General features: G+C 44.9%; 12 protein-coding genes. 4 read left to right on the forward strand and 8 right to left on the reverse strand.

Annotation, left to right across the window (positions count from 1 at the left end):
* Window positions 1-152: 152 nt before the first annotated feature.
* From fhuB to CAG58_RS16730, 3 genes are read right to left on the reverse strand one after another with little or no spacing between them, the layout of a single operon-like run.
* On the reverse strand, window positions 153-2102 hold the full coding sequence (gene fhuB / locus CAG58_RS16720) for a Fe(3+)-hydroxamate ABC transporter permease FhuB (protein WP_161425208.1): 1950 nt from the start codon (window positions 2100-2102) through the stop codon (window positions 153-155).
* Between the two features lie 44 nt (window positions 2103-2146).
* Entirely contained in the window at window positions 2147-3040 is an 894-nt protein-coding gene (locus CAG58_RS16725; RefSeq protein ID WP_161425207.1) for an ABC transporter substrate-binding protein, read from the reverse strand.
* A gap of 22 nt (window positions 3041-3062) precedes the next feature.
* Window positions 3063-3830 (reverse strand): ABC transporter ATP-binding protein, encoded by a 768-nt coding sequence (locus tag CAG58_RS16730; RefSeq protein ID WP_161425206.1) that lies wholly within the window; start codon window positions 3828-3830, stop codon window positions 3063-3065.
* Between the two features lie 147 nt (window positions 3831-3977).
* On the opposite strand from CAG58_RS16730, the gene CAG58_RS16735 reads away from it, so the two are divergent.
* Window positions 3978-5186, forward strand: coding sequence for an MFS transporter (locus CAG58_RS16735; protein WP_161425205.1), 1209 nt, complete (start codon window positions 3978-3980; stop codon window positions 5184-5186).
* Here the strand turns inward: CAG58_RS16735 and CAG58_RS16740 are convergent.
* Both CAG58_RS16740 and CAG58_RS16745 read right to left on the reverse strand, forming a co-directional pair.
* Entirely contained in the window at window positions 5155-5907 is a 753-nt protein-coding gene (locus tag CAG58_RS16740; protein WP_161425204.1) for a siderophore ferric iron reductase, read from the reverse strand. The two genes, CAG58_RS16735 and CAG58_RS16740, sit on opposite strands and share 32 nt — an antisense overlap.
* Before the next feature lie 162 nt (window positions 5908-6069).
* Window positions 6070-7218: a DUF418 domain-containing protein gene (locus CAG58_RS16745; protein ID WP_161425203.1), complete on the reverse strand. Its 1149-nt coding sequence runs from the start codon at window positions 7216-7218 to the stop codon at window positions 6070-6072.
* Between the two features lie 355 nt (window positions 7219-7573).
* On the opposite strand from CAG58_RS16745, the gene CAG58_RS16845 reads away from it, so the two are divergent.
* From CAG58_RS16845 to CAG58_RS16760, 3 genes are all read left to right on the forward strand, one after another.
* Window positions 7574-7831: a ribosome alternative rescue factor ArfA gene (locus CAG58_RS16845; RefSeq protein ID WP_161425209.1), complete on the forward strand. Its 258-nt coding sequence runs from the start codon at window positions 7574-7576 to the stop codon at window positions 7829-7831.
* A 277-nt stretch (window positions 7832-8108) separates the two neighbouring features.
* Entirely contained in the window at window positions 8109-9314 is a 1206-nt protein-coding gene (gene zigA, locus CAG58_RS16755; RefSeq protein WP_161425202.1) for a zinc metallochaperone GTPase ZigA, read from the forward strand.
* The gene (locus CAG58_RS16760; RefSeq protein ID WP_161425201.1) at window positions 9311-9979 is read left to right on the forward strand and encodes a DUF1826 domain-containing protein; all 669 of its coding nucleotides are present in this window, start codon (window positions 9311-9313) and stop codon (window positions 9977-9979) included. The genes zigA and CAG58_RS16760 overlap by 4 nt, the downstream gene beginning before the upstream one ends.
* Before the next feature lie 71 nt (window positions 9980-10050).
* On the opposite strand, the gene CAG58_RS16765 is transcribed toward CAG58_RS16760, so the two are convergent.
* The 3 genes from CAG58_RS16765 to CAG58_RS16775 form a co-directional block, all read right to left on the reverse strand.
* Window positions 10051-11685 carry a serine protease gene (locus tag CAG58_RS16765; RefSeq protein WP_161439757.1) on the reverse strand — a complete coding sequence of 545 codons (1635 nt, stop codon included), beginning with the start codon at window positions 11683-11685 and terminating at the stop codon, window positions 10051-10053.
* Between the two features lie 390 nt (window positions 11686-12075).
* Window positions 12076-13941, reverse strand: coding sequence for a M48 family metallopeptidase (locus tag CAG58_RS16770; RefSeq protein ID WP_161426302.1), 1866 nt, complete (start codon window positions 13939-13941; stop codon window positions 12076-12078).
* Entirely contained in the window at window positions 13941-14531 is a 591-nt protein-coding gene (locus tag CAG58_RS16775; RefSeq protein ID WP_004395000.1) for a LemA family protein, read from the reverse strand. Before CAG58_RS16775 ends, CAG58_RS16770 begins: the two co-directional genes overlap by 1 nt.
* Window positions 14532-14659 lie beyond the last annotated feature (128 nt).

The raw sequence follows: 14659 nt of genomic DNA on the forward strand, positions 1-14659 counted from the left end.
TCGTTATCATTTGCATGTTCAATAGGTTTTTGTCTATTTGTAAGTAAATTTCAATAAAAATGATTAAACAATTAAACCAATGAGTTTATTTGTTGTGCAGATGTTAATGTGAGGGGGGCTAACGGGTTAGCCTCTTTAAGTATCACGTACGGCTAACGTCTCATTAGATATAGGAAATAACCACCACCAATAAGAGAAGCGAGCAGGCCAGCTGGGAATTGCCAAGGAAACCAGAGGTTACGCCCAACCCAATCCGCCAGTACCATGACTATTGCACCGAGTAAAGTGGCGGTAAGCATTTGCGAACGCGGTTGGTATTGGTGCAGGCTCCGTGCCATATGGGGTGCCAGTAAGCCGATAAAACTCAAAGGACCAATCACTATCGTACAGAGTGTGGTTAGAGCAGCCACAAGCAACAGTAAGACCAAGCGAACTCGAGTCGCGTTCATGCCAAGGTTGCGAGCGGTGACTTCGCCCAACTCGATGATCGCGATCCATCGTTCGAGCAACAATGCCACTATAGCTACTAGCCCAACACCCACTGCTAATAAATAGATATCGGAAGTGGCGACTAAATAGGTAGAACCCGAAAGCCAAGTCAGCAGTGCTGTGGCGTTGTCATGGCCTGAACTCATCACTACACGCAGTAGGGCATCTAACCCCGCGCTCAAGGCTATTCCCGTTAGTAGGGTTTGGCTTGGCGAAAAATTGTGTTTGCGCCCGAGGAGCCAAATCAAAGCGGTAACGGTGAGTGCACCGACGGTTCCTAATAGCATCTGTTCATCGCGTTCCATCGCGGTCCCAAAGGTACTACCGATCACTATCGCGAGTGCCGCTCCGGAGCTAAGTCCGAGTACTTCTGGGCTTGCCATCGGGTTATTGGAGAGACGTTGGATGAGGGTACCAGCCAGCCCCAGCCCTATACCGGCAAGAAGTGCGGTGAGTACACGAGGAGCACGAAGTTCTAGCAGTATTGGATTGAGAGTTAGACTCCACCCCGCTTGCCCTTGCCCAAACACTAACCCGCATAAGGTTATTGTACTCAGTAGACTTAGCAGAATAACGAAAATCCGCACGCAGCTGACTTTTCGATAGTGCTCAATCGGCTCTTCACGAGCCCGAAGTTCGGAAGGTAGCTGAGTACGTTGTAGTAACCACAATAGGAACGGTGCTCCCAGTAAGGCCGTCATTGCACCTGCTGGCAGCAGTTCCCCCCCGACACCAGAGAAAGGTTGAATAGCTAAATCGACAATCAACAGCATGAGTGCGCCAATCATGCCACTACTCAGTAATTGGGGGGTGAGCTGTCGTATCCCGAGTAATCGTGCGATGGCAGGAGCGACGATGCCAATAAAGCCGATCAAGCCGACTTCGCTGACCACAGCGGCAGTAATGAATATTGCCAGCCCAAGACAGATAAGTTTCATCTGTTTGATATTGACGCCCAAAGACGACGCTATACCATCGCCAAATTGCAGTGCGGACAGTGGGCGTTGCAGCATAAGTAAGAGTAATGTTGGTAGCGCAATTAAAGGCAATAGCAATGTTGTACTGCTCCAGCCATTTTGGTTAAGTGCCCCCGCTCCCCAAACAAAAATACTGGTCAGCTTCTGCTCATGCAGCATGATTAGCATGATATTGAGTGAGCCAAAGAAAAGGCTGGCCACCATGCCGGCTAAGATCATGTGCAGTGGAGCAAAACCACGACTAGCACTGAGCAAAAAAACCAGTGTTGTGGCTAAGCAGCCACCTAAAAAGGCAGGTATGAAATTAGGGATGGCCAATCCAGTTGGCAGCAGCAACAGGCTTAAAACTATACCGAGCTCTGCCCCAGTCGCGACGCCGAGTGTGGTTGGTGATGCGATGGGATTGCGTAGAACAAATTGCATTACACAACCTGCTATAGCGAGGGCAAACCCACAGATCAGAGCGACACAAAGCCGTGGCAGATAGGTCAAATGGGTAATGACATGTTGATAATTGTTTGAGTCAAAGTGCCACACCGTATTCCAGATCAGCGTAATGCCTTGCGAATAGGGTGCTGTCGCTTGTAATAATGCGACAATAAAACAAAATAATGCCACCAAGAGCAAAGTGGTCATCGATAATTTTATTTTGTTGGACTGGGGAAGACTTATGGTCGGGATCATTGCACGATCAACCGCTCAGTAATGTGGTCACTAAAACGCTGCGCAGCAATTAGGCCACCAAAGGTCCAGACCGGAGGAAGTTCGTAGACAGCGTCTTGACGTGTAAATGCCATGACCTGCCAGAGTGGAGAGGTTTGTAGTACTCGGCGATCTTGTGGTTTTAGTGGACCAAACAGCATCACGCGGCTTTGTTGATATTCGGCAAGTTTTTCTAAGCCCGTAGTGGTAAAGCCCCATATATTGGTCTGCTCTTGCCAACTATTCTTAAGCCCCATGGCAGAAATGGTGGCTTGGGCCAGTGAACCCTGCCCATGAATGCGCAATGTCTTATCGTTAATAAAACGTACAAAGAGCAGGCTTTTATTCACCTGAGATTGTGAGCGAATTTTTTCACCATTGGCTATTAGCTTGGCTTGAGTTTCCGTAATCACTTGCTCTGCTTGTTGTGTTTTTCCAAACAATTGACCTAAAAATCGAGTGGTGGATTCCGCTGCGTTAAGTGGCTGTTTTTTTTCATTATAGAGAGTAAATACTACCACAGGTGCAATTTTATTGAGTAATTCATAAGCGGGTGCCATCTGCTGACTTATCAGAATTACATCGGGTTTGAGTTCACTCAGCAACTCGATATTCGGCTCGCGTCTTGAACCGACATCGACGGCGTTCGCATTCGGTGCCGGTTCAACCACCCATTCTTGATAACCTTTAAGATCGGCCACACCTTGTAGCTCCACTCCTAAGCTCAGCACCGTTTCAGCTAATGCCCAGTCAAGCACGATGACTTTCTTTGGTGGACTGGTAAAGAAGGCGCTGCCCATTTCATGTTGAATTTCTAAGGCGTGTGTATGAAATACCAATAGAGAAAGCAGCAGAGTGATAAACGTCTTCACAACAGAATCCTTTTGTTTTGATTTAAGGGATGTAGCTAATCATTTGACCAGTGCGAGGGTGAGTAAAAATAGCTAGCTCCATGCCATAGATTTGCAGTAACGTTTCGCGATTCATCAGTTGTTCTGGCGTGCCGTGCGCGATGACTCGACCGGAATGTAGGGCGATGAGATGGTCACTGAACTTAGCGGCCATGTTTACATCATGAAGCACCATGATGACTGTCAGTGCTAAGCTTTGGTTGAGTTCACGGAGCAGTGTCAACAGTTCGTGTTGATGGGCCACATCAAGGGCTGAGGTTGGCTCATCGAGCAACAGAGTTTGACTTTGTTGAGCGAGTAACATAGCAACCCAAGCCCGCTGTCTTTCCCCTCCAGATAGGGTTGCTACAAAGTTATCTGAAAATCCACTTAAGCCTACTTTGGCAATGGCTTCATCCACAATAGTGTAATCTTGCGCATCATAACGTCCCAAAGCTCCTTTCCATGGGTAGCGGCCAAAACAAACTAACTCGCGCACCGTAACCCCAGCCGTCATCGGTGGATGTTGGGGTAAATAAGCGACTTGGTGGGCAAACTCGATATTATTCAGGGTATAGGCGGGCTGATCACCATAGAATACCTGGCCTGAAGACGGTTTATTTTGTCTACTGAGCAATTTAATAAGGGTAGATTTTCCGCAGCCGTTATGACCGAGCAGAGTCGTGATTTTACCAGGCTCGAAGGTCAGATTTGTGGATGAGAGAATAAGCTTCTCATCAATGTTAAATGTGGCGTCGACAAGTCGGAACATAATGTAATGGAAAATTGATTTATTGGTTACCAGTAGGTTATGTTAACATGATGGAATATAAATGATAATTGTTTTTATTGTCATTTTTCGTATTGTTAGACCGTGATATTGATGGTTTAACATAGCTCAACAATAGCGGCTATCACTATGTTTCTTTTAAAAAAACAGTCTTACCAATTGAGTGTGATTGGCTTGTCGGCAGCATTAATGGGAATTGGCCAAAATGGGCTTTTGGTTTCACTGCCTTTTTTGGTCGAGCAATCGGCGTTTGATCTTCCCACTTGGTCTATTTTGATCGCTCTCGGCAGCTTTTTATTTTTGCCTTCTGCGCCATTTTGGGGGCGGGTTAGTGATAAACATGGCCCTAAACATGTGGTGATTCAGGCTCTCGTTGGTATGGCAGTGAGCTTTTTCTTGTTGGCTCTGTTTGCCATGGCCAGTCGAGAGTCCGCTTCCATTTTTATGTTATGTTTGATTGGACTTGCGGTAGCGCGGATTATTTATGGCTGTACGGTATCGGGTATGGTGCCTGCTAGTCAGCATTGGGCGATATTATTGTGTGGTGAGCAGCATCGTTTGCAAGCGATAACATCCGTCAGCATTGGCTTGAGTGTGGGACGCTTGCTTGGTCCGGTTATTTCACTGCTCGCCCTAAAAGCGTCGCCGTTTGCACCTTTCTTAATCATGGTTTTATTACCGATGGTTGCGCTTCTAGGTACCTGTTTTCTACCCACACCGTCGATGTTGTCAACTGATAATCGATTGCCTGCATCATTGCCTTGGTTTCCTAGTCGTCGATTGTGGCGTTTTCTCGCCAGTGGATTGCTGTTATGTAGCGCGATTTCTTTGCTGCAATACAGTTTCTCTCCATTGCTCAGTGCAGTGACGAAATGGCCGACGAGCCAAATTAGTGACGCGATTGGGTTGCTGCTTACTATCAGCGCAGCATGTACTTTTGTAACTCAAGTGATGGTTATTAAGAAAAAGAAACTCTCACCAGAGCATATGTACCGTTTAGGGGCTGGGTTGGTGGTGGTGGGCTTCGCCTTATTTTTAGTCACTCAAGTCTGGGTATTACCTCTGGCTATGGTGTTTATTGCATGTGGTGCTGCGTTGCTTGTGCCTGCTTATACTACCGCCGCGACGGCCCAATATTCGGATGCACCCGGAGCTGTCGCGGGTTATATCTCTATGTCACATACCATCGGCTATGGTTTAGCTTCTTTGTTAGCTTTTAGTGCAACTCTTTCACCACATTACCCAATTTACCTGTGTGTTCTTTTTGCATTATTGATTATGTGGACGGCTTTTGCCTCGACCTCATCTAAGTCAGTTCATGCTGAAGGGCGCTCTTAGTCTTATTATCAGGATGTCTTGGGCAGTTCTGACAAAGTTTGCGCCCTTGGCATTTATACACCAAACAACAACTGGTTCGAACGTGTGAGACAGCCTGAGTGTCAGCGTTGTAGCTTAAAGAGTGTATTAACGTTTTTGGTAAGTTACAGGCTTCTAACCAGAGATGAGCTTGTGCTAATAATTCCGTCCTAGAAAGATCCGGGTAGAACTCCTGAAATTGGGTCAAGCAGTTCAACACACTGTCAGCAAAAAGATGCTGGGTGAAGCCTGGACGGATACGAGTCCATGTTTCCATCTCGTGGCGAAAATATTCGAACAGTTCACTCAACTCTTTGCCTGCCTGAGCAATAAGATCTTTTTGCTCACCTTGCTGGTATTTCAATGAGTTGAAGTGAAAACCACTGACAAAATTAGGCTGAACGTTCTGGGCGATAGAAGATAACTGCGGTAAACCTCGACAAGCATAAATCGCGACAAAAGCGACATAGACCGGCTGCCAGCACAGTAGTGTCCAAGTACGCGTTAGCCAGTAGGCGGATCCTGCTTCAGGATGAGCGGCTTGCAGATTCCAATAGAGAGTTTGAATATGCGCTGAGCTAAGGTGATCCCACTGAATTATCGGCTCTTGTTGATCTGAGTTCGATGAAAATCTACCGTTAAGATAAGGGGTTACTTTACTCGATTTTTCAAAGAGTTCTTGAAAGAAAACGTGCTCGGTCATGGATTTGGAGTCTGAGATGATAACAGTACCGTCAGCTTAAAGAAACAGCACTAAAATTGCAATTGATTCTCATTTGTATTTTGGTTTTGGCCAATGTCATACCTTAAATGATGAACCGTATCTTGATCTTAATACGACGAAGTTTGAGCAATGACAGACTTTTTAGTGATCAAACCCTCGATAAGCTAAATATCGCCAGCCTCTTTCCAACGGCCCTTGCCCATAGTGACGTTGCCAGAAATCAGCAAACCACACTTGAAAGACGGTTAATACAATGACTAAGGCCATCAGCTCTGGCCTACCAAGTTGCCCCCATAACTGCGGAGCAAGCCAAACAAAGATCAGATAAACCATGACGCTTTGTAATATATAGAGCGTAAATGCCATTCTGCCCACTTGCTTCAATAAGCGAACCAACACATGGTGATGGTTGGCGAATAACATCAGTAGTGAGCAGTAACCAATCGCTGACAGCAACCCCGTCAACATCATCAAAAGTATCGTCGAGAAGCCAACGTCTAAGCTCAGCCCGAATGTTATCCGTAGCTGCTGTACACCCCATCCTGAAATTAATCCGAGTAGTAAGCAACCAAGTCCCCAAGGTAGCCAGCAACTTTGTTGAAAGAAACCGTTTTTGTACAGCAAAATACCGATCAGCATTAAGCCGGTGTTATACCAAAGCACGGTTAATGGAATAAAGAGTAAGAATTGTGCAAAGTTGATGGTTTGTGCCAATAATCGGTCTGGGTAACTGGTCCATGTTTGTTGCAGTGTCGTGAGGTCTGTTCCACTCAAGGGTAGCTCTGCGGTGAAAATTGGGATGTCGTGATACATCAGTAGGGCAACGAAACCCAGCATCACCAGTTGGCTTAAACCCATCAGTACGAATGCCAGAACGCATTGCTTTTTGCTGCTGAGATCGAGTAAGCGTATCAGTAAAAATCCACAGCAGGCGTATAGCGTTAAAATATCGCCTTCAAAAAGTAAAAAACCATGCAAAAGGCCAAACAATAATAACCAACGTAGCCGTGATGATAATCTAGCCCGTGCTGGAAGGTTTTTTGCTAGCGCACTTTGATACTGAATATACAATCCCACACCAAACAGCAGGCTGAAGATCGACATAAAGCGGCTCTCAAACAACAGGCTTTGTAGGTGATATAAAGGCACTTCCCATGTTGATAAGCCTTCGCGCCAAAATGGGCTGTAATAGGCCTCAATAGGGGTTGCCATCGCCATGATGTTCATAAACAGTATACCGAGAACGGCAACCCCTCGGATAAAATCTAGGCTTTCAATGCGTTCAGCCATTGTATTTCCCTTTGCTACTACCAACAGAAAAAGCGCTGAGCTTCGAGATTTTAATTACTTGAATCTACACGTTTTACTGGTCTTAATCACTTTTATTATACGAGTAAACGTACCTGATTGTCGTCATTTAAGTCATCTGCCAGGTGCGGGTATTGGCAAGCATTCTTTTGATGGATTATACTCTTTCCGTTGCAAGCTGTGGCGGCCTTGATTGTGTTCGTTGATCCCAATCATAGGGTTTATTCATGTGATTGGGAACTTATCAACTGACGGTCGGTCTATGGTTTCAAGTCGTTTGAGTATAGATGTTGCTTAAACGGTGGATGATAAAAGGATTCAATTTAAACGAGGTGTTATTGTGAAGAAAAAACCGTTTCCTCCGCAGTCAAAAGCGGAGCATACGCAGGAAATAGCGTTAGATCATGGCCGAGGGGTGATCAAAGATAATGCGCTGAAAGCCGTGGTCACCAGTTCGTTATTTCGTACTCGAGTGGTTAAGGCGCAAAAAGGCAAAGGTAGTTTTAAACGACAAGCGAAACATAAGGGTCAAGAACCCTGTACAAAATGGAATAGGTTCTTTTTTGTACAGGGTTTTTCTTTTATCACTGCTTAACCTCCCGCCATAAACGCTATTCTTTTCCTGCAAATATTCTAACTTGAATGAACACTGACACTTCTTCGCCACATTAATCACCGATTTTTTATTTCCAACCAAAGATTGGCAATCTTATTGTTATGTTATAACATTTGATTTTGCTTGGTGGTGGTATCAATCTAAACCGCACTAAGTCACCGTTTATCAAGTTCAAAAACGAAATTGATCAGTTGCCGTGCACTTATGTTCATTCTGGTTACTGATTCGAATTCATATTCAGTTTGGAGTCACTGCTATGAACCAGAAAAAACTTGCAGTCACGGTCCTGTCTGGTTTTCTTGGCGCAGGAAAAACCACCGTGCTCAGCCATATTTTGAATAATCGTCAAGGCAAGAAAGTTGCGGTGATCGTCAACGATATGAGTGAAATTAATATTGATTCAGCTACTGTAAAAAGCGAAGTGTCGCTCAATCATCAAGAAGAAACGCTGGTGGAAATGAGTAATGGCTGTATTTGTTGCACCCTACGTGAAGATCTGTTGATTACGGTCAATCAATTGGCGAAGGAGGGGCGTTTCGATAATCTGGTGATTGAATCAACAGGGATTTCTGAGCCACTACCGGTTGCGGAGACGTTCACTTTTGCTGATGGGGAGGGGGTTTCACTTTCCGATGTTGCGATTTTAGACACTATGGTTACTGTGGTTGATGCGGTGAATTTTTTACGTGATTACCACGCGGCTGAGTCATTACAAGAGCGTGGCGAACACCTCGATGACGAAGATGAACGCAGTGTGACAGATTTATTGATTGAGCAAGTTGAGTTTGCTGATGTTATTTTGATCAGTAAGGTGGATCTTGTTTCTCAAACGGATCTCGAACATTTAACCTCAATTTTAAAGGTCTTAAATACCCATGCTCGCATTATCGCTATCCAAAATGGGCAAGTTGATATCGCCGAGGTATTAGATACTGGGTTATTTAACTTTGAACGTGCACAACAGGCTCCAGGTTGGTTAAAAGAACTCAGAGGCGAGCATATCCCAGAAACAGAAGAGTATGGGATCAGTAGTTTTAGTTATCAGGCTCGTCGCCCTTTTCATCCTGAAAAATTGTATCATTTTTTACACAACACCAGCGATTTTGGCAAATTGCTCCGGTCAAAAGGTCACTTTTGGTTAGCGTCACGCCCAGATCTCGTCGGGCAATGGAATCAAGCTGGGGGTATTGCAGACTATGGTTTTGCTGGCCTATTTTGGAAAGCTATCCCTCAAGAGCAATGGCCAACGAATGAAGATGATTTAGCAGCGATTGAAGAACATTGGCTAGAGCCCTTTGGCGATAGGCGTCAGGAGTTGGTGTTTATCGGTCAGGGGCTAGATAAAGTCGCGATGACTAAGGCACTGGATGAGTGTTTGTTAAGTGAAGAGGCGGTGTTCGCTGGAGAAACGTTTTGGCAGACGTTGCCAGACCCATTTGTAGGATGGGAGGACGAAGCATGAGCGATAAAATAGCGTCTAAATTGGTTCCTATTGAAAAGGCAGAGGCCCTACCGATAGGTTCTCTGCCGAGCATTTTAACCGATATCTATCAACCTGAGCATAACATTGCGATATGGCAACGTGTTTTATCTACCGAGTTGCAACACAACGTCGAATTATTGTTACAGCAAGCCCCATCACTGGCTTTAGTATTACGAGTCACGCCATTGAATGTGGCTGAATACTTACGCGAGAAACTTGCTGATTATGTTTGCGCAGACATATTGAGTGAAGATATCGCAATGATTGTCGACATGTTTTGTTGTTTGTTTGATGTGCAAGAAGTCGGGGTGCGGCTAACGATACTCGATAAACCGATGTGTCCTAAATTTCATGTCGATCATGTTCCATGCCGACTGGTGACCACTTATGCTGGTTCTGCCACGCAGTGGCTGGGTAGCCAAGGGCTCGATCGAACGAAACTGGGTGCCGGAAGTCTGAGTCAAGCGGATGATTGCTCGGGTTTATTCGCTAAAGAGAGTATTATCCATCAAATGGTCACTGGTGATGTCGCATTGCTAAAAGGCAGTGGCTGGGAGGGGAATGAAAACAACGGGTTAGTTCACCGTTCACCAGCATATGTCCCAAACGAACGGCGTTTATTATTGACCATCGATTTTGTATAGTTCAAAAAAACAACCCAAGCGATACCGAGATAGCTTGGGTTGCTGATTGACTTTGACAGTATTAATAACTGCTATTGCTGACGTGAACGACGCATCCACATCAGAGCTAATAATCCTAGCCCCGCGCCAAATCCAATACTACCACCGCCACCGCCGCCACTATTTTTGGCTTGCTCTATTAGAATTTCATTGATCAGATCGCTGGTAAGTTTTTGGTGTTTGATATCAGACAATTTTACGTAACTATCGTGCCCTTTACTATATTTCCAGCGATTATAATCAAAGCGCACAGTATTATGTGCATTATATAATTCTAGCGTATGATAACCTGTGGCTTGGTTATAAAATGTTTCTTTTCTTTTACCATTAACATAAATAGTTAAAGAGTCTAATTTATCATCAGAGTTAATTGAATAGATGAAGCTCAGCTCCCCACGCCGAAGATTTTCAAGCACTAACTCAGAATTTTGATTTTTACTAAGGCCACTTTCACTTCTTAAATAATCGCCATCCACCAACCATTTATGAGAATTGGTATGAGCCTTATGCTCAGGTAGAGCACGAAGATAATTAGCTACTTCTTGTCCAGCATCTTGTAAGGCATCATAGTCGAGCCAAGCGGATATTTTGCCTTCAGCAAAAGAGCTGGATTCTAGCTCCAATACAACTCGACCTTGGCGATGGGTAAGAAGCGCATAATTTGCAATGATACTGCATTTTGCACCAGCGGCTAAGCTTTCTGGGCAGTTATTGATCGAGATATCGCCAAGCCCATTTCTTCCATCGACTAGAACCTTAGGGTTTTTTAGCTCGATATCATTATTAGACTGGTTGGTAAAGGTAAACGCTTGAGAATCAATACCTATTCGAACAATGCCCAAATCTTTGTGTTGACGATAGGAGAGGCCCTTGATGTGATCTTGTATCCAGTGGTGATAATGACTGACTTTGGTATAAACGCCAGGGTTTTTACCACAGCCCACTCCCCAACTGACGATGCCCGCCAGTTTTTTGCCGCTATTATCATTAGAGAAAATCGGGCCGCCACTATCACCCTGACAGGTATCTTTGCCTGTTTCGCCAGCACAAAACACGCCGTCCCCTAACTTTTCAAAGCTCGAGTGTGCCTGCTTGCATTGCGCCATAGGTACAAATGGCAAAGTTACTTGATGTAGAACCTTTGGTTTATCATAGCCTTGTTTACCATTGTATTGACGGTAGCCAAAGCCGATAGTCGTCATATCAGAACCGTATATCAGGCTATCAATATCAGCTTGGTCGTCTAATTCTGCTGCTTCGATGGTTACTGCTTTAACCAGTTCCAATACGGCAATATCGTGTGGTGAAGAGTTACTATTTTTTTGATAATCAGCGTAAAGGTAAATTTGTTTTACCTTTACGCGTATCGCTGAGGACAACTGATCCATATCATAAGCGTTGAGAAGTACTTCAAAATCACTAGGGGCTTCACCGACAACGCAATGAGCAGCCGTGAGTACGTAGCGCTCTGAGATCAAACTACCGCCGCAAAATGAGGTGTTTTTATTAATTCGAGTCAACGCGGCCATATACGGCCAATCATTGGGTTGTGCTTTTTCGCCGCCAATAATGCGTGCGGTGATATCAGAATCCGTTCCAGAAGCCATCAAAGGAGAAGATGAAAGCAGTAATGTTCCTATTACCGCTGATAAAATGTTGTGCTTCATAGAGACCTCAATAAATTCCCACACCTTGGGTGGGACCGATACCATATTCGAGGTTGCGTAAATAGTAAACAAAAGTTTATCTGGTATGACCATGGTGAATGTTTTGCGCACTTAAGATGCTAATGCTTGATATTAAGAGTTCGGATGAAATTTGATGGTTATTCACAGTGGATAACAACAAGATGGCCTAATAACCCTCGATTATTGTTGAGGTGTCCTAGAGGGCGTGACAAAGTCGTGTCCAAGTACGGATAAGCCATTATGTAGCTCTTGACTCAGAGTAAACGATTGGTTGATTGTGATAGAAAGTTTAATTAAGTGGTTATAAAACTTAATTCGTCACTCAACCAATACGGCATTAATCAGACAATGGTTGAGTGGGAATGCAAATTACCTCTCTACTGAGAGGCTTAACGGCGGTTCTGGTATCTCTAAAAAGCAGGCAATGACTCGGTACAGCTCGCCTTCTGCAACGGTAACCTTACCGTTTGATTCAATCGCCAATCGACAAGCTTTGACGACTTGCGCTCGTTCTCGCTCTTTTAACTGCAGTAATAATTCCAATGCGGTACGGCTTAATGGCCAATTATTCTCTGCAGGTTCAAGGGGGATCACTGGCAAACTCAGATGGCGCAGCGCATTGTCAAAAGCGATTTGTGCCCCTTGTCGCTCATCATGGCAAACCCAAGCCAGCTCACGCAGTAACCAATAGACGCTAGATTGCAACTGCTCCAGAGATTTGTTTTGACGCGTATGACCAAGTGTCGGCAGTAATTGTTTCTCTAGGAGATTAATCACACACCATTCGGCCAACGAATAGTGATGATCGGTGAGTGACAGTTCACGTAACACTTCACACAAACGATGTCTTTGCCCTTCACTGAGTGATTTAAGTGCTGGGATACTTAATTCCAGTAAAGGCAAGCGAAGATGGGTTGGAATGGCATAATCCAGCCAAGGTAGAATAGTGGCTTGGGATACCATCGGAATATGCTGTTTGATGATATGACGTTGCGCTTCACTGCCATCAAAAATCAGAGCAAAAGCAACAAAGCGAGCACTGTATGGTTCTCGTGCCATCGCAATTAATGGTTGTGGCAACTGACTAATCAGCGCTTGCCCGCTAGCGCAGAGTTCAGTAGATGTTGATATTGTGCTAGAGGCGGGTGCCGAGCTTGCACTTGCTGCAAAGCCGCTGACTGATGAATCAGCAAACGAGCGGGTTTGATGCTCGTTGACGCTTTGTACACTGCCATCCCAATACGGTTCAATTCTGCGGATGCGTTCTTCTAAAGGTGGATGAGTGGCGAACAGCGCTGCAAGACCACGTCGGCGGCTTTGACCAAACATCATATGGCTTATTTCGTCGCTGGCTTTGGCGGATAATGTCGATCCTGGTGAATAACCAGCAATTTTTTTTAGTGCGCCAGCGATGCCTTGATCATTACGAGTAAATTGTACCGCACTAGCATCAGCCAGGAACTCGCGTTGCCGAGAGATCGCCGCTTTAATCATCGAACCAAATAGCGTACCAATCCAACCGAAGACAATGCACACGACACCAATCGCAAATAGCGCTGCGACACCTTTGTCTGAATCAGAAGAGCGTCGGATCCTACGCCGCCGTGAGCGAGATAAACTATCGACAATGAGATGACCAAAATAGGCAACACAGGTAATACCAAACAGTAAACCAATCAATCGGGTATTAAGGCGCATGTCCCCATTGAGAATATGACTAAACTCATGGGCAATAACCCCTTGCAATTCGTCACGATTGAAATTATCCAACGCACCTTGAGTAATGCCAATCACTGCATCGTCAATACTCATTCCGGCGGCAAAGGCATTAATCCCTTGTTCATCAGCTAACAAATACACTTGTGGTACCGCAATACCGGCGGCGATGGCCATTTCTTCCACGACATTAAGCAGCTGACGATGTTTGGGATGGGTAGTATCACTGGCGATTAACTGGCCACCGAGACTTTCGGCCACGCTACATCCCCCTTGCTTTTGCAGATCATACAAACGCAGCCAAGCACTCAAGCCAATAACGAGACTCAGTGCGGCGAAGCACAACAAGCTTAAGCGGATTGCCGTTTGCCAATCCAATGAGGCATGAGAGACACTTAAATAAATGAACATACTGCCAAGGCTAAGCAGGGCAGTAATCGACAACATAGTGAAAGCCAATAACAGCACCAAGCGCCGAGTTTGTTGACGGGCGGTATCTTGATGTTGAAAGAAATCCATTAAAAGCTCACCTTAGGCGCCTCTTGAATTGCTTCACTGTCAGCAAACTCAAGCAAGTTACCATTTTGAAAACCAAACATATTGGCAAATAAAACGGGAGGGAAAGTTTGCTTATAGGTGTTGTAACTGGTTACCGAATCATTAAAGGCTTGACGAGCAAATGCGACTTTATTTTCTGTACTGGTGAGCTCTTCTTGCAGTTGGATCATCGTTTGACTGGCTTTAAGCTCAGGATACGCTTCCACCACCACATTCAACCGGCCCAGTGCATTCTTGAGCATCCCCTCTGCTTGACCGAGAAGTTGAATGGCCGTTTCACTTTCTGGCGCTTCACTCGCGGCTTTTAGACCAGAAATCGCTTGATTACGCGCCTGAATCACACGTTCAAAGGTCTCTTGCTCGTGTTGCATGTAGCCTTTCGCTGTGCTTACTAAGTTAGGGATAAGATCATAACGACGCTTTAGTTGGACTTCAATTTGCGCAAAACTATTTTTAAAGCGGTTACGTAGGGTAATTAATTTGTTGTAGATAGAGATCGCGTAAACGCCGATAAGCAGCACTATAGCGATGATGATGATAAAAGTAGTCATGGGCAGCCCAGTTAGATAGAAGTATCAAGCCATGTTATATAACCAGTTGAGATCGAAAAGCAAATTTATATATTTACACTTTATTTCGTTATTGACGGACTCATACTCGTGACAAAAAAATAAAAAAT

The sequence above is a fragment of the Vibrio sp. V31_P5A7T61 genome (assembly GCF_009904895.1).
GTDB lineage: Bacteria > Pseudomonadota > Gammaproteobacteria > Enterobacterales > Vibrionaceae > Vibrio > Vibrio metschnikovii.

Coding starts and splice junctions, on each gene's coding strand:
- CAG58_RS16740 (WP_161425204.1), bottom strand. CDS start 5,907: ATGACCGAGCACGTTTTCTTTCAAGAACTCTTTGAAAAATCGAGTAAA.
- CAG58_RS16765 (WP_161439757.1), bottom strand. CDS start 11,685: ATGAAGCACAACATTTTATCAGCGGTAATAGGAACATTACTGCTTTCA.
- CAG58_RS16775 (WP_004395000.1), bottom strand. CDS start 14,531: ATGACTACTTTTATCATCATCATCGCTATAGTGCTGCTTATCGGCGTT.
- fhuB (WP_161425208.1), bottom strand. CDS start 2,102: ATGACCACTTTGCTCTTGGTGGCATTATTTTGTTTTATTGTCGCATTA.
- CAG58_RS16745 (WP_161425203.1), bottom strand. CDS start 7,218: ATGGCTGAACGCATTGAAAGCCTAGATTTTATCCGAGGGGTTGCCGTT.
- CAG58_RS16770 (WP_161426302.1), bottom strand. CDS start 13,941: ATGGATTTCTTTCAACATCAAGATACCGCCCGTCAACAAACTCGGCGC.
- CAG58_RS16730 (WP_161425206.1), bottom strand. CDS start 3,830: ATGTTCCGACTTGTCGACGCCACATTTAACATTGATGAGAAGCTTATT.
- CAG58_RS16735 (WP_161425205.1), top strand. CDS start 3,978: ATGTTTCTTTTAAAAAAACAGTCTTACCAATTGAGTGTGATTGGCTTG.
- zigA (WP_161425202.1), top strand. CDS start 8,109: ATGAACCAGAAAAAACTTGCAGTCACGGTCCTGTCTGGTTTTCTTGGC.
- CAG58_RS16760 (WP_161425201.1), top strand. CDS start 9,311: ATGAGCGATAAAATAGCGTCTAAATTGGTTCCTATTGAAAAGGCAGAG.